Source organism: Sulfitobacter aquimarinus, from assembly GCF_040149565.1.
GTDB classification, from domain to species: domain Bacteria; phylum Pseudomonadota; class Alphaproteobacteria; order Rhodobacterales; family Rhodobacteraceae; genus Sulfitobacter; species Sulfitobacter aquimarinus.
Genome location: NZ_JBEFLO010000017.1, coordinates 25,885 through 47,894, shown reverse-complemented (window position 1 = coordinate 47,894; position 22,010 = coordinate 25,885). Strand labels below are relative to the sequence as shown.

Genomic DNA, 22,010 nt, shown 5'->3' with positions numbered 1-22,010 from the left:
GCCGCTGCGGGGGTCGATGCCTGCGTCTTCACCTCAATGCACAACGTCGCCTATTACGCGGGCTTTTTGTACTGCGCATTCGGGCGGCCCTATGCGCTGGTCATCACCCCGACCGACAGCGTCACGATGAGCGCGGGCATCGACGCCGCACAGCCGTGGCGCCGCAGTCACGGCGACGCCATCACCTACACCGATTGGGAGCGGAACAACTATTGGCGGGCGATCCTGTCCGTAACAGGCGCAGGCAAAACGATCGGCTTTGAGGGCGATCATCTGAGCATCACGCAAAAGGCGCTGATGGATGAATTCCTGACGCCCAAAGCGACGCTGGACGTGGCCCCTGCCACCATGCGCCAACGGATGCACAAATCACCGGCCGAGCTGGACCTGATCCGCGCAGGTGCCAATGTGGCGGATGTGGGCGGTTATGCCATCAAGGAAGCGATCAAGGTCGGCACCCGCGAGATTGACGTAGCCATGGCAGGCCGTGATGCGATGGAGATGGAGATTGCAAAGCGATTCCCCGACAGTGAAATTCGCGACAGTTGGGTTTGGTTCCAGTCGGGCATCAACACCGACGGTGCGCATAATCCTGTGACCACGCGGGCGTTGCAGCGCGGCGATATCCTCAGCCTCAACACCTTCCCGATGATCTCGGGCTACTATACCGCGCTGGAGCGGACGATGTTTGTGGGCGAGGTGGACGATGCCAGCCGCAAGATCTGGGAGGCAAATGTCGCGGCCCATGAATACGGGATGAGCCTGCTTGTGCCGGGCGCTACGTGTTCGGAGATCACGCATAAGATCAACGATTTCTTCGCCGAACGGGACCTGCTGCAATACCGTACCTTTGGCTATGGCCATTCGTTCGGGGTGCTATCGCACTACTATGGCCGCGAGACGGGGCTGGAGTTGCGCGAAGACATCGACACGGTGCTGGAGGCGGGCATGGTCATCTCGATGGAGCCGATGCTGACAATCCCTGAAGGGCAGGGAGGGGCAGGGGGCTACCGCGAGCATGACATCCTGATCATCAACGAGGACGGCAACGAGAATATCACGGGCTACCCCTATGGCCCCGATTTCAACGTCGTCGGGTAAAAGCAATGCGACGCCCATAACAGGGCGGCGCGATATTCACTACAGCAGCATCGGGAACCAGTCGGTGCGCAAACGTTGCCCCGCGCTCATCTCATGGCCGGGGAAGGGGGGCGATGTGGGGCCGGGGCGTTCGACATATCGCGCATCGTCACCCAACAAGCGCAGCGAGAACGCCCGCCTGCGGCTGTCGCTTTCATTGCCGCGTGCGCCGTGCAGGGTTTTGTAGTTGAACGCCACCGCGTCCCCCGGCTCCATCACATATTCGCGGATGTCCATGCCGTCTGCGTCAGGGTCCGGCACGGGCAGATAGTCGTCTTCATTGGGGTAAAAGCTCGTCTCGGCCAGCCAGCGGGTGGGCAGCACGGGGCGGTCCCACAGATGCGAGCCTGCCACACAGCGCAGCGAGGCATCGCGCACGGGGTCCAGCGGCGACCAAAAGCTAACCGTTTGTTCCCCCTCAACAAAATAGTACGGGCTGTCCTGATGCCATGGCGTCGGTTTGGAGGTTCCGGGCTCTTTCACCAGCACATGATCGTGGAACATTTGCACGGTCTTGGACCCCATCAGGGCGGCGGCCACCGATGCGGCGGGCGAGGCGTGGATCGCTTCGCGAAACTCGGGGATGCGGGTCCAGTTGCAATAGTCGTCAAAGAACCGCCCGCCTTCGCCTTCGCGCAGGTTCTCGGCGGCGTAGGGTCCGGGCTCGGCCATGTTGCGGGCAACACCTGCGCGCAGCTGCTCGACCTGATCTTTGAACAGACCTTTGATCAGGACAACGCCGTCGCGGGCATAGGCGTCTATCTGGTCTTGCGTGACAATCGGATCTGTCATGGCATGTCCTTTCACGGCCCTTCCGCCATCTGGCGGTCGACCTGTTGTTCCTCGTTAATCATCGCCTGCAACTGGCGGCGAAAGCGTAGCTGCCCACCGTCGATGGGCAGGTCGATATGCGGCGATGTCTTGTTGCTCATCCCGATCTGCACGGCGTTCAGAACGTCGCGGTCTTCCTCAAACGCGTGTTGCACGTCTTCGGTCATCATCTTGGACAGGGCCGCATCATCGGGGCGGATGTTGCGCAGCTGGAACCAGTAATAGCGCGTCTCGCTTTCGCTGGTGGGGGTCATGAAATTGTAGCTGTCCATGATAAAGGTGTTTTCATGCAACGGCCCGTCAGGCCCGCCCGTCCCCGCAGGGGTGAACACCGCACGGATCAGCGCATGAGAGGGGTAGCGCACCTCGTAGTGTTGCAAGCGGTCGCAGTTGCCCTCGAACTCCACTACCTTTTTGTAAAAAGGCGCGGGTTCGTGATCCATCATCCAGCGATGAACGATCACGCCGTCGTCGTTTTTGGTGATGCGCAAGGGCGTGTCTTTGGTCGCGGCGGCGGCAAAGCTGCTTTGGTGGACCCATGCCACATGGGTCGGGTCCAGCAAGTTGTCACACATCAGCAGATAGTTGCAGGCCAGCTCCATCGCGTCGCCGCGGTTGATGCCCCAATCGGGGTTGTCGTAATTCTCGATCTCGAAAATATCCGAAGGGTCGGCAAGGGCAGGGTTGCCCATCCAGATCCAGACCAGCCCGTATTTTTCATGCAGCGGGTAGGCGTGGACCTTGGCGTTGGAGGGGATGCCGCCCGACCCCGGTGCCCAGACACATTGACCCGCGCAGTTGAACGTCAGCCCGTGATAGCCGCATTCGACAGTGTCGCCTTTGATCCGCCCCTTGGACAGGGGCAGTTTGCGGTGGGGGCAGGCGTCTTCCAACGCGACCAGATCGCCGCTTTGGGTTTTGAAGACACAGATTTTCTGGCCCAGCACCATGATTTGCTGCAACGCGCGGGTGATTTCATGCTCCCATGCAGCAACGTACCAAGCGTTCTTTAGAAACATCTGCGTATCCTTAGGTCATGCAGGTTTTGCATAGCGTGAAACGGGTGGCGTATCAAATCCGGCTTTGGCTTTGTTTCAAGGGCACGAGGTTCTTGTCAAACGCTGCCATCTCGGGACAAATGTGCCGCAACGCTGCGCAAACAACATATCGCGCAGCACGGCAAACAGGGTGACACATCATGAACGACATCGGCGCGATGGACAGCAGAATAAACAAGATCAAATCGGCCATGGCCTTGCCCGCGATTGCGGCGCCGATGTTTTTGGTCTCGAACCCTGCGACGGTGATTGCGGCGTGCAAGTCTGGGGTCATGGGGTCGTTTCCCGGTCCCAATGCGCGCACCACGGCGGATTTGCGCGACTGGCTGACCGAGATCACAACCAGCCTTGGCCCCGATGATGCGCCTTGGGCGATGAATATGATCACCCACTCCAGCTATGGTCGCTTTGATGACGAGATTGCCTTGGTAGAGGAATTCCAGCCCGATCTGGTCATCACCGCCCTTGGCGGTCCGCACCGTGTCACGACCCAGGTGCACGCCTATGGCGGTCTGGTCTTTGCCGATGTGACCTCGCCCGGGTTTGCCCGAAAGGCGTTGGAGAAAGGCGCGGATGGTTTGGTGCTGGTCTGTGCGGGGGCAGGGGGGCACACGGGCGAATACGCCATACTGCCGTTCATCGAAGAAGTGCGCAGCTTTTTCGACGGCCCGCTGATAGTGGGTGGCGGTATCGGCACGGGCCGCGCCATTCGCGCGGTTGAAAACCTCGGCGCTGATTTCGCCTATCTTGGCACGCGGTTTCTGGCCACGTCCGAGACGATGATCCCCGATGCCTACCGTCAGATGGTCTGGCAAAGCACGATGGAAGACCTGATCGCCTCCCGCGCCATTACGGGCGCTTTGGGCAACTGGATGCGCGCCAGCGTCGAAGCGGCGGGCATTTCGGTCGAGGATATGTCGCAGGCGGCCACGCTCGATTTCTCGGGCGACATGCACGCGGGGTCCAAAGCGTGGAAACACGTCTGGAGCGCGGGGCAGGGCGTGGGGGCGATCACCCGGCCCGAAACCATCGCGCAGGTTGTCGGCACATTGGTCGAGGAATACAAACAAGCCGTTGCCGACCAAAGCAAGGGCAGCCGCTATCTGCCCGACAGCGCGGAATAAGGACCAAAACAGCATGAGCATTACAGCCGAAGAAACGGACATCATCAAAACGATCCTTGCCCACACGCAGGCAGGCACCACCGACATGCAACCCGACATGATGCGCAATCCCGTCACCACCTACACCGACCCCGATATACTGGCCCAAGAAGTCGAGGTGCTGTTCCGCAAATTCCCGATCATCATGGGCCACTCAGAGCAGCTGGACGGGCCTGCGTCCTATTTCACCAATGACGAATTGGGCGTGCCGATCCTGATCACCCGCAACAACGACGGCGTGGTCAAAGCGTTCATGAACGTCTGCCGCCACCGTGGGGCGCGCCTGACCGAAGGCCCGTGCGGGACGGCCAAGACGTTCTCGTGCCCCTATCATAAATGGACCTATGACCTGAACGGCAACCTGCGCGGTCTGCCCCATGCGGCGGGCTTTGGCGACATCGACAAAAAAGCGCTGGGGCTGGTGGAGCTGCCCGCGTTCGAGCGTTTCGGCCTGATCTGGGTGCGCCCGTCAGCCGACGGCGAACCGCTGGACATCGACGCGTGGCTGGCCCCCATGGCCGAGCAGTTGGCGGGCTTGGACATCGAAGGTCACACTGTTTTCAAATCATGGTCGCTGGACCGCAAGATGAACTGGCATCTGGCGCTGGAGGGGTTTCAGGAATCCTATCACTTCTGCGGCGCGCACGAGCATACGGCCTGCTCTGCCTATCTGGATAACCAATGTGTCTGGACCGACAAATACCCGCATGTGCGCCATTCCGTTGCACTGCCGACGGTGGTTGACCTAAAGGACCAGCCCGAAAGCGACTGGACCGCGCGCCCCTATTTCCTGACGCAGAATTACATCTTCCCGTGCAACTATGTGCAGGTCCAGACCGACCACATCTATATCCACACCATCATCCCCACTGGCGTGGATACCTGCATCTTCAAATGCATGATGCTGATCCCCGAAGCGCCCAAAACCGAAAAGGCCGAGCGGTACTGGCAGAAAAACTATGACGTGATCCGCACGGTGTTCAACGAAGACTTCGAGATCGGCGAAAGCATCCAGAAGGGTCTGGACACGGGTGCCAATTCCGAATTTCTGTTCGGCCGCTACGAGGTCGGCCTGCACCTCGGCACCAAGGCGATCCACGACGCGCTAGAGGGGCGTCTGCGGCCCTGAGTGCTCTGCGATGTGCTTGGCCCGAAACGTGGTGTCGCGATCAGCGAACCAAAGGCCAAGCCGTTGGGCCAACGGGGAAAGACGCAAGGGCGCCAAAGTTTCCCCATATACGCGGGGGGGCTAATGCCCTAAAATAAGAGGGAGAATCCTTTGGCCGGCATCCCGCCGGCCCTCTCTTGAGGCGTTACATATGCGTTTGTTGTCTATTGCTTTCATTGCTGCGGTGCTGGCGCCCGCGGCGGCCACCGCCCAAGAGCGTAGCCTGAATTTCTCGTTGGGGGGCGGCGTTGTTGCCGCGCCCGAGTATTTCGGCTCCGACAACACCGAGGCCAGCTTTGCCCCCGGTTTCACCTTCGGGTCGCTGAAATTCGGGCGGCTGGATTTTGGCAACGGTGTGCGCGGTGTGCCTGATAACGGGCTGTCGTTTGGCGGGGCGTTTCGCGTTATCGGCGACCGCACCAGCGACGACCACCCCGAACTTGCGGGGCTTGAGGATATTGATACAGCCGTTGAAATCGGCGTGAACCTGACCTTGCAGCAAACAAACTGGATGGCCTTTGGCGAGGTTCGCAAGGGTGTCACGGGTCACAGCGGCCTGACGGGCACACTGGGCGCGGATTTAATCCTGCGCCCCAACAACCGCTGGGTGCTGAGCGCGGGACCGCGTGTGAATTTTGGTGACGATGAATTTGCCAATACCTATTTCGGCACAGACGAAAGCACAACAGCGGCCTTTGGTGATTATGGCTCGTTTGACGCGGGCGGCGGTGCGCTGGGGGTAGGGCTGGAAGTGGCGGGCACCTATTTCATCGATGATAAATGGGCACTTGAAGGTGCGCTGAGTTATGAGAGACTGTTGGGCGACGCGGCTGACAGCCCGATCACGCAAAACGGGTCTGACGACCAGTGGCGCGTCCGGGTCGGGATTTCGCGTGTGGTTAATTTGAATTTCTAGACGGAGCGACTTTCCATGCAACTTGACGAGGCAATGCAAGGCCGGCGGAGCATCCGCGGCTTTCAGGATAAACCGGTGCCGCGGGCATTGATCGAAGAAGTGATTGCACTGGCGAACCGTGCGCCTTCTTCCATGAACACCCAGCCGTGGCATCTGCATGTGCTGACCGGAGAGCCCTTGGAGAGAGTGCGGGAGGGTAACTCGACCCGTATGCTCAACGGTGTTCCGCCTGTGCGTGAAATCGTGGACCACGGCGCCTATGACGGCCCGCACCGCGAGCGTCAGGTCGGGATCGCAAAACAGTTGTTTGCCGCCATGGGCATCGCACGCGATGATAAAGAGATGCGGCAGGATTGGGTCATGCGCGGCTTTCGCCAGTTCGACGCGCCTGTCTCTATTGTTGTGACTTTCGACAAATCGCTTGAGGGCGGCACCATCGCGCATTTTGATCTGGGCGCTGTGACCTATGGCCTGACGCTGGCCGCATGGTCACGCGGCCTTGGCTGTGTGATCAACGGGCAGGGCATCATGCAAAGCCCTGTCGTGCGCGAGCACGCGCAAATCCCCGAGGATCAGGTGATCATGACCTGTGTCGCGATGGGCTGGCCGGATGAATCGTTCTCAGCCAATGACGTCGTCTCGACCCGCCGCGAAGTGTCGGATGTGGCGCGTTTTGTGGGCTTCGACGACTAGCGCTATATGCGGTAATAGTCGCGGTACCACGCCACGAACTGCGCCACGCCGTCGCGAACAGGCGTGTTCGGGACGTAGCCCGTTAGGGACTTCAGCAAACTTGCGTCCGCCCAAGTGGCGGGCACATCGCCGGGTTGCATGGGCATCATGTTCATCTCGGCGGCAACACCTGTGGCGTCCTCGATCGCTTTGACAAACTGCAACAGCGGGATCGCGTCGGAATTGCCGATGTTCACCACGCGGTAGGGGGCAACGGGTGACAGGCTGTCGTTGGGGTGTTTGCCCTGTTCGGTCAGGTAATCGGGCACCGCATCAACCAGCAGCATAATCGCCCGCACCAGATCATCCACATAAGTAAAGTCGCGGCGCATTTGCCCGTGGTTATAGACGTCGATGGCCTGACCGCTCAGGATGCGGGAGGTGAATTTATGCGGTGCCATGTCGGGGCGGCCCCAGGGTCCGTAGACGGTAAAGAAACGGAACATCGTGATCGGCAGGGCGAACAGATGCGCATAGCTGTGAGCGATATTCTCGCTCGATTTCTTGGTCGCGGCATACAGCGACATCTGATGATCGGCCTGCATGTTCTCTTGATACGGCATCTGCGTATTGGCCCCATAAGCGGATGAGCTGGACGCCATGAGCATATGTTTTGGCGGATGGGCGCGGGCGGCTTCGAGCAGTTGCAAAGTGCCGCCCAGATTGGTCTCGAAATACGACATCGGGTTTTCCAGCGAATAGCGCACGCCCGCCTGTGCCGCCAGATGTACGACCACCTCGGGCGTGTATTGCGCAAACAGCCCGCTCAGCAGGCCGGGTTCTTCGACCTTGCCGTTCACGTTGGTGAATGCCTCTTGGGCAGTCAGCAGATCAAGGCGCGATTGCTTGAGGCTGACATCATAATAGTCGCTCATGCTGTCGATTCCGATCACGCGCCAACCTGCGTCCAGCAACGCCTGCGCTGTGAAATAGCCGATAAAACCGGAAGAACCTGTGACAAGAGCAGTGCGCATCGGATGATCCCATTTGAAAAGTGGTCCGTTGCGCTTACACCTCCAAGGGGTGGACGCTCAACCGACAAAGCGGATTTCCGCGGGTTCGCGCAATCACATCGGCGGCATGACGCTGTTACAGCCTTTGTAAAAATCACCCTGCGCCTTGCGGCACCCACCGCTGCCGCGTACATCTGACGTCAGGCCATTCCGCTGCCCAAGAGATCAATATGCAAGACCCCACAGACCAACGCGACAAGGTGCTGGCCACCGCCGCCCAAGTATTGGAACACGAAGGACGCGCCTTGCTGCGCATGGCTGATAACCTGCCCGATGATTTCGCCGCCGCAGTGGCGCAGATCCTGACGATCAAGGGCCGCATCATCCTGTCGGGCATCGGCAAATCGGGCCACATCGCCCGCAAGATCGCCTCGACCCTCGCGTCCACAGGCACGCCCGCCTATTTCGTCCACCCCGCCGAGGCGAGCCACGGCGATCTGGGCATGATTACGGGGGACGATCTGTGCATCCTTCTGTCCAACTCGGGCGAAACATCCGAGCTGGGCGATCTGATCCGCCACACCCGCCGCTTTTCGATCCCCATGATCGGGATGAGCAGCCACGACGACAGCACGCTGATGCGCGCCGCCGATCTGCGCCTGACCTTGCCACAAGAACCCGAGGCAGGCAGCGGCATCGCGCCCACGACCTCGACCACGATGGCGCTGGCATTGGGCGATGCGCTGGCTATGGCGTTGATGGAGCAGCGCGGCTTTTTGTCGGAACACTTCCGCACCTACCATCCCGGCGGCAAGCTGGGTGCGCAACTGGCGCTGGTGCATCAGTTGATGCACGGAGAAGAGGCGATGGCCACAGTCGCGCCTGATGCGGATATGCAAGCGACATTGCTGAAAATGAGCGAGAAGGGCTTTGGCATTGCTTGCGTCGTGGACGCGGGCAAGCTGGTCGGCGTTATCTCGGACGGGGATTTGCGCCGCAACAGCCCGAACCTCGGCAGCCGCCGCGCCATTGACGTGGCCACCAAACAGCCCAAAACCGTGCCCCCCGATATGATGGCCGCCGAGGCGCTGGCCGTGATGAACACCAACAAGATCACCGTTCTGGTGGTGGTGGATGATGCGGGCGCGCCCGTGGGTCTGCTGCGCATCCATGACTGTCTGCGTGCAGGAGTTGCCTGATGAAAACCGTAATTGTTATTCCCGCCCGCTATGCCTCGACCCGCTATCCCGGCAAGCCGCTGGTCACGTTGCAGGACGCCGACGGCGTTGCAAAATCGCTGATCCAACGCAGTTGGGAGGCCGCGATGCAGGTGGGCGGCGTGGACGATGTTTTTGTCGCCACGGACGATGACAGGATCAAGGACGCGGCAGAGGCGTTTGGCGCAAAGGTCATCATGACCTCGACCACCTGCGAAAACGGCACCGCCCGCTGCGCCGAGGCGGCAACCGCTGGCGTGTTCGAGGCCGACCTTGTCGTGAACCTGCAAGGGGACGCGCCGCTGACGCCTGCGTGGTTCGTCGAAGACCTGATCGCTGCAATGGCCGCCAACCCGACCGCGCCTGTCGCCACGCCCGTCGTTTTGTGTGACGCGCAAACCTACGCCCATTTCCGCGCGGACCGTGCGGCGGGTCTGGTGGGGGGGACTACGGCGGTCTTTGACCGCAACAACCGCGCCCTCTATTTCAGTAAGGAAGTCCTGCCTTACATCCACCCCTCCAAGGCGGACGAGGCCGAGGGCGATGTCTTTCACCACGTGGGCCTTTATGCGTACCGCCCCGCAGCGCTTGCGCAATACGCCGATTGGCCGGAAGGGCGGCTTGAGCTTCACGAGGGGCTAGAGCAGTTGCGCTTTCTTGAAAACGGCACCGATATCCTATGCGTCGAGGTCGAAGGCCGCGGGCGGGTATTCTGGGAACTGAATAACCCCGGTGATGTTGAACGGATCGAGTCCATTCTAAAGGGATAGCTGTGGGGCGGCTGTGCTTCCTATAATACTCATTATGTAATATCATTGCCGCTTCCGCCAAACTTCACAAATCGACATTTGCGAAACGAAGTTCCGTACTGCGGTATTGGCACTTTGAAATTTTGCCCTTAGTCTCTCTCTTAAGGAGAGTCGCACCGCCTGAATTCGGACGGTATGCGACCGCAAGACTTGGGAGGGTCGCAATGAAACAGATATCAGGCATGGCCGTGTTAGGCCAATGAGCGCGATGACGCCCGAAGCGGCGGTTGCGCATGTGTTAGAGACAAACCCGACATTCGCGGTCGGTCCGACCGTGGTGCGCGGCGTGACGTACCGTGCGTTCCAAAACGTGCCGCCCACGGTTCCGGCCGTGATGCAGGCGGGCATGGCCCAACATGATGACGGGGCGGCCGACTATCTGCTCTACGAGGGCGAGCGTTGGACATATGGCGCATTCTGCGCCGAAGTGCGGCGTGTGGCGACTGTGCTGAAAACCGAATTCGGCATTGGCAAAGGCGACCGCGTTGCCATTGCCATGCGCAACTACCCCGAGCTGATGACGCTTGTGCTGGGCATTTCATCCACGGGTGCGACCGTTGTTTTTGTGAACGCATGGTGGACCACCCAAGAGCTGGACTATGCCCTGCGCGACAGCGCCGCCACGCTGGTCTTTGCCGACGGGCCAAGGGTCGAACGGCTGCTGCCCTTGCAAGACGCATTGGGCCTGACGATAGTCGGGGTCCGCGATGGCGAAGACATGGTGCCACATAACTATAGCGCGCTGCAAAAGGCCGCTTCGGACGCGCCGCTGGATGTGGCGATTGATACGGATGACGATTTTGCCGTGATGTATTCATCTGGCACAACGGGTGACCCCAAAGGCGTGGTACAAACCCACCGCAGCGCGGTTAGTGCGGTGTTCAGCTGGCTGATGCAGGCCGTGGTTGCGCCCTTGGTCACCCCGCCCGAGCCCGACGCCCCCGCCCCGCCGCGCCCGTCGGCTCTGGTGGTCACGCCGCTGTTTCACGTCACCGCCACACATCCCCTCTTTTTGCTGAGCCTGGTTGCAGGGGCCAAGATTACCTTGATGCGGAAATGGGATGCAGCGCAGGCCGTCGAGCTGATCCAGTCCGAAGCCATCACACGGTTTCTGGGTGTGCCGACGCAATCTGCGGACCTGATGATGGCTGCAAATGATGCGGGCGTCACGCTGGATACGCTCGACTATCTCGGCTCTGGCGGGGCAAAGCGCCCCGGGGCGCAGGTGGCACAACTGGCCAAGACCTTTCCCAACGCGGGCATTGCGACGGGATGGGGCATGACGGAAACGAACGCTCTTGGCATCGGCATGATCGGCGATGACTATCTGGCCCGCCCCGAAAGCGCGGGCAAGCTGCACCCGCCTGTGCAGGAGCTGCGCCTGCTGGATGATGCGGGCAATGATGTCCCATTGGGAGAGCTGGGCGAGATCACCGTCAAAAGCCCCGCCAACATGCGCTGTTATCTGAACAAACCCGAAGCCACCGCCGAGACGATGCAAGACGGCTGGCTGCGTACCGGTGATCTGGCTGTGATGGATGCCGAAGGCTTTGTCACCATTCTGGACCGCAAGAAAAACATCATCATCCGTGGCGGTGAAAACATCGCCTGTCTGGATGTAGAGGGCGCGCTGCACCGCCTGCCCGACGTGATCGAGGCCTGCGCCTTTGCCGTTCCCGACGCGCGTTTGGGCGAGGTCGTGGGCGCTTGTGTGCAGCTGCGCAAGGGTGCGACCCTGAGCCAACAAGACATGGCCGCCGCTTTGGACGGCCAAATCGCGAGCTTCAAAACCCCTCAGCATCTGTGGACCCAAGACGGGCCGCTGATGCGCGGGGCGACGGATAAAATTGACAGGCGCGGGCTTCGCGACGCCTGTCTGGACAACGAAAAGGCAAAGACATGACACCAACCACTGAAGAAATCGGCGACTACATCGCAGCATCGGGCAAGGCCGCATGGGAAGTTCCCGGCCTTGAGGTAGGCGCGCCCCAGCGCGAGATCAAAACCGTGGGCATCATCGGTGCCGGCACGATGGGCGGCGGCATTGCGATGAATTTCGCGACCGCAGGCTATAACGTCAAGATCGTCGAAACGACCCAAGAGGCACTGGACCGCGGCCTCAAAGTCGTGCGCGGCAACTACCAACGCTCCTCCGACAAGGGGCGCTTCCCGCAAGAGGAAGTCGAGGCGCGGATGGGCCGGTTTGACGGGCGTCTGTCACTGGAGGATCTGGCCGATTGCGATCTGATCATCGAAGCGGTGTTCGAGGACATGGACCTCAAGCGTAAAATCTTTACCGAGCTTGACCGCGTGTGCAAAGAGGGTGCGATCCTTGCGACGAATACCTCGGCGCTGGATATCAACGAGATTGCGGCGATGACGCGCCGCCCGCAGGACGTGATCGGGCTGCACTTCTTCTCGCCCGCCAATGTGATGAAGCTGCTCGAGATCGTGCGCGCGGCGCATACGGCAGATGATGTGGTCGCCACCTCGATGGATCTGGCCAAGAAGATCAACAAGATTGCAGCCCTCGTCGGGGTCTGCCCCGGCTTTGTCGGCAACCGCATTCTGTTTGCCCGCCAGATTCAGGCGAACAAACTGCTCGCCAAAGGTCTGATGCCCTGGGACGTGGACGCCGCGCTCAATCAGTTCGGGTTCAAGATGGGCCCCTTCCAGATGAGCGACCTTGCCGGCCTTGATATCGGCTGGTCCAAGGGGGCCACCACCGACAACCCCATTCGCGACATGTTGTGCGAAATGGACCGCCGCGGCCAAAAGACCCAAGCAGGGTTTTATGACTATGACGAAAACCGCCGCCCCGTCCCGTCCAAGGTGACGGCGGGCATTATCCAGAACGTGACAGGTGCCGAAGCATCCACCATGAGCGCGGATGAAATCATCGAGATTTGCATTTACCCGATGATCAACGAGGCCGTAAAAATCCTTGAGGAAAACAAGGCGCAGCGCCCGTCCGACATCGACGTGGTCTGGCTGAATGGCTATGGCTGGCCTGCCGACAAAGGCGGGCCGATGTTCTATGGCGATATGGTTGGCGCGCAGGCCGTGCTGGACGTGATGGAGCGTCTGGGCGCGGATGATCCTGCCTTTGCGCCTGCCACGTTGCTCCGCGATCTGGCTGCCTCGGGCGGCAAATTTACCGACATCGATACCGGAGGGCTGAAGGTATGAGCTACAAATACATCACGACCGAAAAGAAGGGGCATATCCTTGTCGTCACGATGAACCGCCCCGACGTCTATAACGCGGTGCATGTGGATATGCACAACGAGATGGCCGATTGCTGGGATGCGTTTGCCGCCGATCAGGACCTGTGGGTGGCCGTTTTGACGGGCGCGGGCGACAAGGCCTTCTGCGCAGGTAACGACCTGAAGGCCACCGCCGCAGGCGGGTCCAAGGCGACCATGACGCCGATGGGTTTTGCGGGGCTGTCGTCACGCTTTACGCTGGAAAAACCGATCATCGCTGCCGTGAACGGCTTTGCCATGGGCGGCGGGTTCGAGACGGCGCTGTCGTGCGATATTATCCTCGCCTCCGAGAACGCCAAATTCGCGCTGCCCGAAGTCAAGGTCGGCTTCTTCGCCGCCGCTTCCGGCGTGCAGCGTTTGTCGCGCTATATCGGGCGTCTCGCCGCCCAAGAGATGATGTACACAGGCCGCACCATTCTGGCCGACGAAGCCTTGGCGTTGGGCTGTGTCAACGAGGTACACCCCCAAGGCGAGCTGATGGCCAAAGCGATGGAGAAAGCCGAGCAGCTTTGCACGGTATCGCCCTCGGCTGTCAAAGCAACCAAGCGCGTGTTGAACGACATGTATGTGCGCGACGGGATGGAAGGCAGCATCGCCTATTCCCGCGAGGTCATCGCCGATCTGGCGAAAACAGAAGATTTCAAAGAGGGCGTGAACGCCTTTGTAGAGAAACGCAAACCAGAGTGGGTGAACAAGTAATTCACCCCCGATCCGAAAATCTTAGGGAGACATGAAATGTCCGATACACCAATGGAAATGAATAATCTGGCGATGTCAGAAAAGGCCAAGCCGCTGTTGGCCGCCGTGATCAAACACATCCGCGAAAACGTTGAGCCGATGACCGACAAATTCTTTGCGCTTGGCGAAGGCCGTGAGGATCGTTGGTCCTATGCACCCGGTCAGCTTGAGCTGCTGGAAGAAGCAAAGCAGAAGGCCCGCGAGCAGGGTCTTTGGAACTTCTTCTTGCCGAACGCTGAAACAGGTGAAGGTCTCAGCAACCTTGACTATGCCTACATCGCTGCCGAGCTGGGGAAAAACCCGCTCGCCTCCGAGACGCTGAACTGTAACGCGCCTGACACTGGCAACATGGAGGTGTTGGAACGCATCGGCACGAAAGAGCAGAAAGACAAATGGCTCAAGCCGCTGCTCAACGGCGAGATTCGCAGTGCCTTTGCCATGACCGAGCCTGATATGGCCTCGTCGGATGCCAAGAACATCTCGACCTCTGCTGTTTTGGAAAACGGTGAATGGGTGATCAACGGCGAGAAATACTATATCTCTGGCGCGGGTGATCCACGCTGCAAGATCATGATCACGATGGTCAAAACCTCACCCGATGCGGAACCGTTCCGCCAGCAGAGCCAGATCCTTGTGCCCATCGACACACCGGGCGTCGAGATTGTCGGCCCCATGCATGTCTTCGGCCATGACGACGCGCCGCACGGTCACATGCACATCAAATTCACCAATGTGCGCGTGCCGGAATCCAACATCCTGTGGGGTGAAGGCAAAGGCTTCGAGATTTCCCAAGTCCGCCTTGGGCCTGGCCGCATCCACCACTGCATGCGCTCGATCGGGGCGGCGGAAAAGGCGCTGGACCTGATGATTGAGCGCGGCCTGTCACGCGAAGCGTTTGGCAAGAAGATCATCAACCTTGGTAAAAATATGGAGACGATCTCCCGTGCGAAGATCGAGATCGAAGCCATGCGTCTGCTGGTGCTGAAAGCCGCCAAAGCAATGGACGTGCTGGGCAACAAAGAGGCGCGTATCTGGGTCTCGATGATCAAGGCAAAAGTGCCGGAGCAGGTCTGCGACATCATCGACCAGGCCATGCAGGTGCATGGTGCCACGGGTATCTCGCAATGGTCGCCGCTGTCGGGCATGTACACGGCACAGCGCACGCTGCGTTATGCGGATGGCCCCGATGAAGTCCACCACCACGTCATCGCCCGCAACGAGGTCAAGGAATATTCCGAAAGCAATTCCCGCACCCACGCCGCCCGCAACGAGATCGCGACCGGCCGCACAAGGAGCGGTGTATGAGCATGTTTGACCTGACGGGCAAAGTTGCCCTGCTGACCGGTGCCTCAAAGGGGATGGGTTTGGAAATGGCCAAAGGTCTGGCCGCACAGGGGGCCACGGTTGTGATCTCCTCGCGCACGCAAGAAGACCTTGATGCGGCGGCGAAAGAGATCAACGATGCTGTGGGCGCGACCCGTGCCCATGGCGTTGCCGCCAACATCGTGCACAAGGATTCGCTGCAAGCGCTGGTGGACAAAACCCACGAGATCGCAGGCCCCATCGACATCGTCGTGGGCAACGCGGGCGTGAACCCCTACTTCGGGCCAATCGCCGGCATCTCGGACAAGGATTACGAGCGCACGATGAATGCGAACGTGCAGTCCAACCTGTGGCTGGCGAAAATGGTCGCCCCCGATATGGCGGCCAAGGGCACAGGCTCGATGATGTTCACCTCGTCCATCGGGGCGTTCAAACCCTCCGATACGCTGGGGGTGTATGGCATGTCCAAGCTGGCGCTGATCAGCCTTGTGCGCAACCTCGCGATGGAGTTCGGGCCGCAAGGCATCCGCTTTAACGCGATTTGCCCCGGCCTCATCAAAACCGACTTCGCCCGCGAGCTGTGGGACAAACCGGGAGTGGAGGAGAAATACTCCAAAGGTATCCCGCTGCGCCGTCTGGGGGAGCCTGATGACTTTGCGGGCCTTGCCGTATTCCTTGGCTCGGACGCCAGCAAATACATGACCGGTCAGGCGCTTACCGTCTGTGGCGGGTCGAGCATGTGGTCCTAAGCGATGGAGCTTAAAGATAAAGTAATCGTCGTGACCGGTGCCGCCTCTGGCATCGGGCGCGCCATGTGCCTGCGTTATGCCGAAGAAGGTGCAGCGCATATCGCCTGTGTCGACCGCGACATCGCGGGCGCCGAGGAAACCGCAAAGATGATGGGCGGCAAAGCCTACCGCGTGGATGTGTCGGTCAAGGACCAGATCACCGCAATGATCGATGACGTCGAGGCCAACCTCGGGCCGATTGATCTGTTCTGCTCTAACGCGGGGATCTCTGTCGCGGGCGGGGTCGAGGTAGAAGACGACGACTGGCAGCGGATTTGGGAGATCAACGTGATGTCCCATGTCTGGGCTGCACGTCATCTGGTGCCGTTGATGTCGGAGCGGGGGGGCGGCTATCTGCTGAACACCTCTTCTGCGGCGGGTTTGCTGAACCAGATCGGATCGGCCCCTTATGGCGTGACGAAACACGCCGCTGTCGGCTTGGCCGAGTGGCTGGCGCTGACCTATGGCGATCAGGGGATCAAGGTTTCTGTCCTGTGTCCGCAAGCCGTGCGTACCGAGATGACACGCGGGCATGAAGAACACGTGGCCGCCATCGACGGTATGATGGAACCCGGACCTGTTGCCGAAGCCTGTGTTCAGACCATCCGCGACGAGACCTTTCTGGTGCTGCCGCATAAAGAGGTCGAAACCTACATGCGCAACAAGACAGACAACTATGACCGCTGGATCGGGGGGATGCGCAAGCTGAACCGTCGCTTTGGCAGCTTTGACAGTTAGGAGAACCCAATGATCGGTTATACCACCATCGGCGTCTCGGACATGGAGCGCGCAAAGAAGTTTTATTGCGATCTGTTTGCCGATAAGGGCGCGAAGATCGTCATTGACGCGGGGCGCATTGCCTTTATCGGCACGAAACGCGGCGAGCCGATGCTCGCGGTTTGCGAACCTTATGACAAGGGCGACCCGATGCCCGGCAACGGCGTGATGATTGCTTTTCCGATCGAGGAAAAGGATGAGGCGGATCGCCTGCACGCCCGTGCGCTAGAACTGGGGGCCACCTGTGAGGGCCCTCCGGGTCAGCGGATTCCTGACCGTTTCTATGGCTCATATGTGCGCGACCCTGACGGGAACAAACTTTGTTTCTTTATGTTTGGATGAACTCTGACTCCCGCGCCCGTTGAGGGTGCGGGATTGAGTTTAAGGGCAAAATAAAGAAAAAGATCAGCGCTCTTTCAGCGGGCGTACGAGGCCTTCTTGGGCGACCGAGGCCACAAGGGTGCCGTCCGCGCTGTAGATGGAGCCGCGGTTAAAGCCGCGGGCTTTTCCTGTCCACGGGGCGTCAAGGTCATAGAGGTGCCAATCGCTGAACTGGATCGGGCCGTGAAACCACATGGCATGATCGAGGCTCGCGCTCATCACGTTGCCTTGGAACCAAGTCAGGCCGTGCGGGCGCAGGGACGACCCCAGAAGATTCATATCGGAAGCATAGGCAAGCAGGCAGTGCTGCATTTGCGGGCCTTGGCCTTTTGCGGCTTCCATGCGGAACCACAGGTGGTTTTCGTCGCTGGCTTTTTCAGGGGTGAAGAAGTCACGCGGGGCGACCTCGCGCAATTCTATCGGGCGTTCGCGCAGGAAATCCGAGCGGTGTTTTTCGGGCACTTTCGCAGCATGGGCGGCGCGCAGCTCGTCGCGGCTGGGCCAGTCTTCGGGGCTGCCTACGTCGGGCATGGGGTGTTGGTAGTCCCATCCTTCCTCATCGACGTGGAAAGACGCCGAAAGGTTGAAGATTTGTTTGCCGTGCTGGATCGCGACAACGCGGCGGGTGGTAAAGCTGCCCCCGTCGCGGGCGCGGTCGACCTGATAGATCACGGGGATTTTCGGATCCCCCGGGCGGATGAAATAGGCATGCAGGCTGTGGCACAACCTGTCGGGCACCGTGCGGTAAGCGGCCATCAACGCCTGGGCGATGACATGACCGCCGAAGATGCGGGTGGTCGTCTCTCCGCCCCCGCCGATGCCGCGAAACAGGTCGACCTCCAGTTGTTCGATGTTCAAAAGCTCTAGGAGTTGATCGGCGACGGTGCTCATGGGTGGGCCTCAGGCATTGGCCCGTGCGTTTGCATAGGCGGTAAAGAAATCAAAGCTGGCGGGGTTCGCCATGCTGTCGCGGTTTACCACGGTCTTGGGGTCGCCGCCCAGCAAGAGTTTTTTGACCGGCACTTCGAGCTTTTTGCCAGACAGGGTGCGCGGGACCTCGGCGATCTCGACGATCTCGTTGGGCACGAAGCGGGCAGAGACCTGTGCGCGGATCGCCGCGTTGATCTTGTCCTTCAGCGCATCGTCAAAGGGGACGCCCGCGGCGGGGACGACGAACAGCGGCATAAAGCTGTCGCGCCCGAGAAACTCCAGATCAACAACGAGGCTGTCGAGAACATCCTCGAGTCCTTCGACCGCCTGATAAATCTCGGCCGAGCCGAGGCGCAAGCCGCGGCGGTTTATGGTTGCGTCAGAGCGGCCATAGATAACGCTTGCGCCTTTCTCGTCGATGCTGATCCAGTCGCCGTGGCGCCAGATACCGGGGTAGGTGTCGTAATAGCTCTCGAACAGGCGGGAGCCGTCGTCATCCCCCCAGAAATAAAGCGGCATCGCAGGCGTTGGCGCGGTGCAGACCAGCTCTCCAACCTCGCCGATCAGCTCAGCCCCATGAGGGTCATAGGCGCGCACGGCAGTGCCAAGGGCGCGGCATTGCATTTCGCCCGCAATGACCGACATGGCAGGATGGCCCAAGACGAAAGCGCCCGCCAGATCGGTCCCGCCCGAGATCGGAGCAAGCCAGACATCCTGTTTCACATCGCGGTAAATCCAGTCATAGGCATCCGCGCTGAGCGGAGAGCCCGTCGCCCCAAGCGAGCGGAGTGCGGTCAGGTCAACATCGTCGCGCGGGGTGATCCCCTCCTTCAGGCAGCTTGCAAAGAACGCGGCCCCTGCCCCGAAATAGGTGATCTGTTCCTCGGCCACAAAACGCCAAAGCGCCAGCATATCAGGATGGTTTGGCGCGCCGTCGTACAGGCACACGCAGGCCCCCTGCCCCAACGCCATCCATTGCGCGTTCCACATGATCCACCCCGAGGACGTCAGCCAGCAGAACTTGTCCGCTTTGGTAATGTCATGGTGCAGGGACTGTTTGGCGGCCTCCAGCACAATCCCGCCGTGGCCATGCACGATGGGTTTCGGATTGCCCGTGGTGCCTGAGGAATAGACGATCCAGAGCGGTTGATCGAAGGGCACTTGCACGGGGTCAAACGGCACATCGTCGTGCAACAGGCTATCCCATGTGACATGGCCTGCGGGCAGATCACCCACCACGGGCAAGGTCACGCATTGCACGAGGCTGGGCAATTGCGATGTGATCTCGGCCAATGCGTCGCGGCGGTCGATGGTCTTGCCCGCGTGAACATAGCCGTCTTGCGCGATCAGCACCTTTGGCGCGATCTGGCGGAACCTGTCGACGATGGCGACATGGCCCATGTCGGGGGCACAAAGCGACCATGCCGCACCGATGCTGGCGCTGGCAAGGAAGGCGATCAGAGCGGCTTCGGTATTGGGCAGGATGGCGACAACGCGGTCGCCCTGCCCCACGCCCATCCGCGTCAGATGGCTGGCGACCGAAGCGACTTGCGCGCGCAACTGCCCCCATGTCAGCGCATGGCGGCCCGATGTTTCCGACAGGCTGACCACAGCTGTCTCGTCCTCGCGACCGTCAGCGTTACGCAGGATATTCTGCGTGTAGTTGAGCATCGCGTCCGGCCCCCACTTCGCCCCCGGCATGCTGGCGTCGGCCAACATCCGACTCGGCGGGACGCTGGCGGTGATGTCGAAGAAGTCCCAGATCGCGGACCAGAAGGCCTCAAGATCGGACACGCTCCATTCCCACATGGCGTTGTAGTCGTCAAAGGTCAGGCCACGGGTCTCTGCCACGAAACGCTCGAACGCGGCGATGGTCGAGGCCTCGGCCCGCTCGGGTGTGGGGGTCCATAGAACATGGCTCATGTCAGGGCACCGTGGATCAACGCTTTGAGCTGTGGCCGCGCGGGATAGGTGCTGGACGGGATGAGTTGGGTGAAGAAAATCACCGACAGATCATGCACGGGGTCGAGCCAGAAGAAGGTAGAGGCCATGCCGCCCCAGCTGAAATCACCCACACTGCCCGCGGCCCGCGCACGGCCCGGATCCAGCAAGACAGCGCCGCCAAGGCCAAAGCCCATCCCCTCCATCGGTTGTTCGGCAAAGCTGCGCGGCCCCATCGAGGCGATGTCACCGCCCAAATGGTTGCGCATCATAAAGTCGAGCGTTTTGGGACCGATCAAACCAGCGCCGCCCGTGCGGATCATCTCAAGAAACTTGGCATAATCGTCGATGGTCCCGACAAGACCGCCACCGCCGGAATAGCAGGTCACATCGTCAAAGGCAGAGCCTTTTGCGTCGTCAATCACGCGCAGGGTGTCGGCGGCTGTCTCGACCTTGCCGACGGAAAACGCATTGCCCGCAAGCGGCGTGTAGCAGGCGGCGAAGCGGTCCGCCGTGTGGGGCGGCACGATAAAGCGCGTCTCGTCCATGCCAAGCGGGTCAAATATTTCGTCGATGAAAAACTGCTCAAGCGATTTGCCCGAAACGACCTCGACCACGCGACCAAGGATGTCGATGGCGATGGAGTATTCCCAACGGCTGCCCGGATGAAACGCCAGCGGCAGGGCGGCGGCGCGGTCGCAGACCTGGGCCAGCGTCTCGGTGTTGCCGCGGAATTCGATCTTTTGCTCGGTCATCGCCTCGCCCAGAATGCCGGGGTTGAACGGGTAGCTAAGGCCCGACGTATGGGTCAAAAGTTGGTGCAGGGTCGGCACCGCGCAAGGCTCTGTCTGGTCGATGCGGGTGGCACCCTCCACAAGGCAGCACATCTCCGCAAAGGCGGGGATAAAGTCGGAGACGGGCGCATCAAGGTGGAACAAGCCACGCTCGGCCAACATCATGATCGCGACCGAGGTGATGGGTTTGGTCATCGAATAAATGCGCGCAACCGTGTCGCGTTCCCACGGTTTGTCGCGGGCCACATCGCGGTGGCCACGGCTGTCGAAATAAACCTCGGCCCCGCCTTGTTGTACCAAAACCGATGCCCCCGCAAAGCGGCGGGCATCGATGTAGGTTTGCATCCAGTCGCCGATGCGGCTCAGGCGGGCGGTGTCAAAGGACGACATCAGACCTCCAGCCACTCCTTGCGGACGTCATCACGCGCTTTCAGCTCGGCCGGTGTGCCTTCGAATACAACCTGCCCGTGGCCCATGACATAGACGCGGTCGGCGATGTCCATCGCGATGCTCAGCTTTTGCTCGACCAGAAGAGTGGAAATCCCTTTCTCGGCGATGGCTTTCAGAACCTCGGCGACCTTTTGCACCATCTGCGGGGACAGGCCTTCGGTCGGCTCGTCGATCATGACAAAGTCGGGATCGCCCATCAGCGTGCGGCACATGGTGAGCATCTGTTGCTCGCCGCCTGACAGCACGCTCGCCTCGACATCGGCGCGGCGGTCGAGGTTCTCGAACATATCGAACATCATCTGCATCGACCAACGGCCCGCGCCATCCTTTTGACCGGGCTTGAGGCCCAGCGTCAGGTTTTGCCGTGTCGTCAAACCCGGGAAGATGTCGCGGTTCTCGGGCACATATCCCAGACCCATATTGGCGATCTCATAAGCTTTCTTGCCCGCGATCTCCTGACCCCGAAACTTGACCGAGCCATGCGGGGCGACTTCGCCCATGATGGCCTTGCAAGTGGTGGAACGGCCCACACCGTTGCGGCCCAAAAGGGCGACGATCTCGCCCTCTTGGACGTTCAGGGTGACGCCCTGAAGAATGTGGGATTTGCCGTAATAGGCGTGCATGTCGGTGACTTC

Annotated in this window: 21 protein-coding genes; 14 read left to right on the top strand and 7 right to left on the bottom strand. The window is 60.4% G+C overall.

Annotation, left to right across the window (positions count from 1 at the left end):
* The coding region (locus ABMC88_RS18290) for a M24 family metallopeptidase (RefSeq protein WP_349578329.1) at positions 1 to 1,101 on the top strand (1,101 nt) is incomplete at its 5' end.
* A 39-nt stretch (positions 1,102 to 1,140) separates the two neighbouring features.
* On the opposite strand, the gene ABMC88_RS18285 is transcribed toward ABMC88_RS18290, so the two are convergent.
* Together ABMC88_RS18285 and ABMC88_RS18280 are read right to left on the bottom strand one after the other, a co-directional pair.
* Entirely contained in the window at positions 1,141 to 1,932 is a 792-nt protein-coding gene (locus ABMC88_RS18285; RefSeq protein WP_349578328.1) for a phytanoyl-CoA dioxygenase family protein, read from the bottom strand.
* Positions 1,933 to 1,943: 11 nt separating this feature from the next.
* Positions 1,944 to 2,990, bottom strand: coding sequence for an aromatic ring-hydroxylating dioxygenase subunit alpha (locus tag ABMC88_RS18280; RefSeq protein WP_349578327.1), 1,047 nt, complete (start codon positions 2,988 to 2,990; stop codon positions 1,944 to 1,946).
* Between the two features lie 179 nt (positions 2,991 to 3,169).
* Here ABMC88_RS18280 and ABMC88_RS18275 point away from each other — a divergent pair, with 179 nt between their 5' ends.
* From ABMC88_RS18275 to ABMC88_RS18260, 4 genes are all read left to right on the top strand, one after another.
* Entirely contained in the window at positions 3,170 to 4,153 is a 984-nt protein-coding gene (locus ABMC88_RS18275; RefSeq protein WP_349578326.1) for an NAD(P)H-dependent flavin oxidoreductase, read from the top strand.
* A gap of 13 nt (positions 4,154 to 4,166) precedes the next feature.
* Positions 4,167 to 5,321: an aromatic ring-hydroxylating oxygenase subunit alpha gene (locus ABMC88_RS18270; RefSeq protein ID WP_349578325.1), complete on the top strand. Its 1,155-nt coding sequence runs from the start codon at positions 4,167 to 4,169 to the stop codon at positions 5,319 to 5,321.
* Positions 5,322 to 5,511: 190 nt separating this feature from the next.
* Entirely contained in the window at positions 5,512 to 6,276 is a 765-nt protein-coding gene (locus tag ABMC88_RS18265) for a MipA/OmpV family protein (protein ID WP_349578324.1), read from the top strand.
* Positions 6,277 to 6,291: 15 nt separating this feature from the next.
* Positions 6,292 to 6,969 carry a nitroreductase gene (locus ABMC88_RS18260; RefSeq protein WP_349578323.1) on the top strand — a complete coding sequence of 226 codons (678 nt, stop codon included), beginning with the start codon at positions 6,292 to 6,294 and terminating at the stop codon, positions 6,967 to 6,969.
* 2 nt (positions 6,970 to 6,971) lie between these two features.
* On the opposite strand, the gene ABMC88_RS18255 is transcribed toward ABMC88_RS18260, so the two are convergent.
* Entirely contained in the window at positions 6,972 to 7,982 is a 1,011-nt protein-coding gene (locus ABMC88_RS18255; protein ID WP_349578322.1) for an NAD-dependent epimerase/dehydratase family protein, read from the bottom strand.
* A 209-nt stretch (positions 7,983 to 8,191) separates the two neighbouring features.
* Here ABMC88_RS18255 and ABMC88_RS18250 point away from each other — a divergent pair, with 209 nt between their 5' ends.
* The 9 genes from ABMC88_RS18250 to ABMC88_RS18210 all read left to right on the top strand — a co-directional run bounded on the left by ABMC88_RS18250 (position 8,192) and on the right by ABMC88_RS18210 (position 17,221).
* On the top strand, positions 8,192 to 9,160 hold the full coding sequence (locus tag ABMC88_RS18250; protein ID WP_349578321.1) for a KpsF/GutQ family sugar-phosphate isomerase: 969 nt from the start codon (positions 8,192 to 8,194) through the stop codon (positions 9,158 to 9,160).
* Entirely contained in the window at positions 9,160 to 9,948 is a 789-nt protein-coding gene (locus tag ABMC88_RS18245) for a 3-deoxy-manno-octulosonate cytidylyltransferase (RefSeq protein ID WP_349578320.1), read from the top strand. The genes ABMC88_RS18250 and ABMC88_RS18245 overlap by 1 nt, the downstream gene beginning before the upstream one ends.
* Before the next feature lie 238 nt (positions 9,949 to 10,186).
* Positions 10,187 to 11,890 (top strand): class I adenylate-forming enzyme family protein, encoded by a 1,704-nt coding sequence (locus tag ABMC88_RS18240; protein WP_349578319.1) that lies wholly within the window; start codon positions 10,187 to 10,189, stop codon positions 11,888 to 11,890.
* Positions 11,887 to 13,176 carry a 3-hydroxyacyl-CoA dehydrogenase gene (locus ABMC88_RS18235; protein ID WP_349578318.1) on the top strand — a complete coding sequence of 430 codons (1,290 nt, stop codon included), beginning with the start codon at positions 11,887 to 11,889 and terminating at the stop codon, positions 13,174 to 13,176. Before ABMC88_RS18240 ends, ABMC88_RS18235 begins: the two co-directional genes overlap by 4 nt.
* Positions 13,173 to 13,952, top strand: a complete 780-nt coding sequence (locus ABMC88_RS18230; protein ID WP_349578317.1) for an enoyl-CoA hydratase-related protein — start codon at positions 13,173 to 13,175, stop codon at positions 13,950 to 13,952. The genes ABMC88_RS18235 and ABMC88_RS18230 overlap by 4 nt, the downstream gene beginning before the upstream one ends.
* A gap of 57 nt (positions 13,953 to 14,009) precedes the next feature.
* Entirely contained in the window at positions 14,010 to 15,296 is a 1,287-nt protein-coding gene (locus ABMC88_RS18225) for an acyl-CoA dehydrogenase family protein (protein ID WP_439655624.1), read from the top strand.
* Positions 15,293 to 16,063 carry an SDR family NAD(P)-dependent oxidoreductase gene (locus tag ABMC88_RS18220; protein WP_349578315.1) on the top strand — a complete coding sequence of 257 codons (771 nt, stop codon included), beginning with the start codon at positions 15,293 to 15,295 and terminating at the stop codon, positions 16,061 to 16,063. The genes ABMC88_RS18225 and ABMC88_RS18220 overlap by 4 nt, the downstream gene beginning before the upstream one ends.
* Positions 16,064 to 16,066: 3 nt before the next feature.
* Complete coding sequence (locus tag ABMC88_RS18215) at positions 16,067 to 16,840, top strand: SDR family oxidoreductase (RefSeq protein ID WP_349578314.1); 774 nt, start codon at positions 16,067 to 16,069, stop codon at positions 16,838 to 16,840.
* A gap of 9 nt (positions 16,841 to 16,849) precedes the next feature.
* Positions 16,850 to 17,221 (top strand): VOC family protein, encoded by a 372-nt coding sequence (locus ABMC88_RS18210; protein WP_349578313.1) that lies wholly within the window; start codon positions 16,850 to 16,852, stop codon positions 17,219 to 17,221.
* A 63-nt stretch (positions 17,222 to 17,284) separates the two neighbouring features.
* Here the strand turns inward: ABMC88_RS18210 and ABMC88_RS18205 are convergent, their stop codons facing one another.
* From ABMC88_RS18205 to ABMC88_RS18190, 4 genes are read right to left on the bottom strand one after another with little or no spacing between them, the layout of a single operon-like run.
* On the bottom strand, positions 17,285 to 18,151 hold the full coding sequence (locus tag ABMC88_RS18205) for an acyl-CoA thioesterase (RefSeq protein WP_349578312.1): 867 nt from the start codon (positions 18,149 to 18,151) through the stop codon (positions 17,285 to 17,287).
* A gap of 9 nt (positions 18,152 to 18,160) precedes the next feature.
* Positions 18,161 to 20,113, bottom strand: a complete 1,953-nt coding sequence (locus ABMC88_RS18200) for an acetoacetate--CoA ligase (protein ID WP_349578311.1) — start codon at positions 20,111 to 20,113, stop codon at positions 18,161 to 18,163.
* Positions 20,110 to 21,315, bottom strand: a complete 1,206-nt coding sequence (locus ABMC88_RS18195) for a serine hydrolase domain-containing protein (RefSeq protein WP_349578310.1) — start codon at positions 21,313 to 21,315, stop codon at positions 20,110 to 20,112. Before ABMC88_RS18195 ends, ABMC88_RS18200 begins: the two co-directional genes overlap by 4 nt.
* Complete coding sequence (locus tag ABMC88_RS18190) at positions 21,315 to 21,998, bottom strand: ABC transporter ATP-binding protein (RefSeq protein WP_349578331.1); 684 nt, start codon at positions 21,996 to 21,998, stop codon at positions 21,315 to 21,317. Before ABMC88_RS18190 ends, ABMC88_RS18195 begins: the two co-directional genes overlap by 1 nt.
* Positions 21,999 to 22,010: the final 12 nt, after the last annotated feature.

Excerpts from the sequence above, each read along its gene's own strand:
- ABMC88_RS18285 (WP_349578328.1), bottom strand. The coding sequence starts at position 1,932 with ATGACAGATCCGATTGTCACGCAAGACCAGATAGACGCCTATGCCCGC.
- ABMC88_RS18280 (WP_349578327.1), bottom strand. The coding sequence starts at position 2,990 with ATGTTTCTAAAGAACGCTTGGTACGTTGCTGCATGGGAGCATGAAATC.
- ABMC88_RS18275 (WP_349578326.1), top strand. The coding sequence starts at position 3,170 with ATGAACGACATCGGCGCGATGGACAGCAGAATAAACAAGATCAAATCG.
- ABMC88_RS18270 (WP_349578325.1), top strand. The coding sequence starts at position 4,167 with ATGAGCATTACAGCCGAAGAAACGGACATCATCAAAACGATCCTTGCC.
- ABMC88_RS18265 (WP_349578324.1), top strand. The coding sequence starts at position 5,512 with ATGCGTTTGTTGTCTATTGCTTTCATTGCTGCGGTGCTGGCGCCCGCG.
- ABMC88_RS18260 (WP_349578323.1), top strand. The coding sequence starts at position 6,292 with ATGCAACTTGACGAGGCAATGCAAGGCCGGCGGAGCATCCGCGGCTTT.
- ABMC88_RS18255 (WP_349578322.1), bottom strand. The coding sequence starts at position 7,982 with ATGCGCACTGCTCTTGTCACAGGTTCTTCCGGTTTTATCGGCTATTTC.
- ABMC88_RS18250 (WP_349578321.1), top strand. The coding sequence starts at position 8,192 with ATGCAAGACCCCACAGACCAACGCGACAAGGTGCTGGCCACCGCCGCC.
- ABMC88_RS18245 (WP_349578320.1), top strand. The coding sequence starts at position 9,160 with ATGAAAACCGTAATTGTTATTCCCGCCCGCTATGCCTCGACCCGCTAT.
- ABMC88_RS18240 (WP_349578319.1), top strand. The coding sequence starts at position 10,187 with ATGAGCGCGATGACGCCCGAAGCGGCGGTTGCGCATGTGTTAGAGACA.
- ABMC88_RS18235 (WP_349578318.1), top strand. The coding sequence starts at position 11,887 with ATGACACCAACCACTGAAGAAATCGGCGACTACATCGCAGCATCGGGC.
- ABMC88_RS18230 (WP_349578317.1), top strand. The coding sequence starts at position 13,173 with ATGAGCTACAAATACATCACGACCGAAAAGAAGGGGCATATCCTTGTC.
- ABMC88_RS18225 (WP_439655624.1), top strand. The coding sequence starts at position 14,010 with ATGAATAATCTGGCGATGTCAGAAAAGGCCAAGCCGCTGTTGGCCGCC.
- ABMC88_RS18220 (WP_349578315.1), top strand. The coding sequence starts at position 15,293 with ATGAGCATGTTTGACCTGACGGGCAAAGTTGCCCTGCTGACCGGTGCC.
- ABMC88_RS18215 (WP_349578314.1), top strand. The coding sequence starts at position 16,067 with ATGGAGCTTAAAGATAAAGTAATCGTCGTGACCGGTGCCGCCTCTGGC.
- ABMC88_RS18210 (WP_349578313.1), top strand. The coding sequence starts at position 16,850 with ATGATCGGTTATACCACCATCGGCGTCTCGGACATGGAGCGCGCAAAG.
- ABMC88_RS18205 (WP_349578312.1), bottom strand. The coding sequence starts at position 18,151 with ATGAGCACCGTCGCCGATCAACTCCTAGAGCTTTTGAACATCGAACAA.
- ABMC88_RS18200 (WP_349578311.1), bottom strand. The coding sequence starts at position 20,113 with ATGAGCCATGTTCTATGGACCCCCACACCCGAGCGGGCCGAGGCCTCG.
- ABMC88_RS18195 (WP_349578310.1), bottom strand. The coding sequence starts at position 21,315 with ATGTCGTCCTTTGACACCGCCCGCCTGAGCCGCATCGGCGACTGGATG.
- ABMC88_RS18190 (WP_349578331.1), bottom strand. The coding sequence starts at position 21,998 with ATGCACGCCTATTACGGCAAATCCCACATTCTTCAGGGCGTCACCCTG.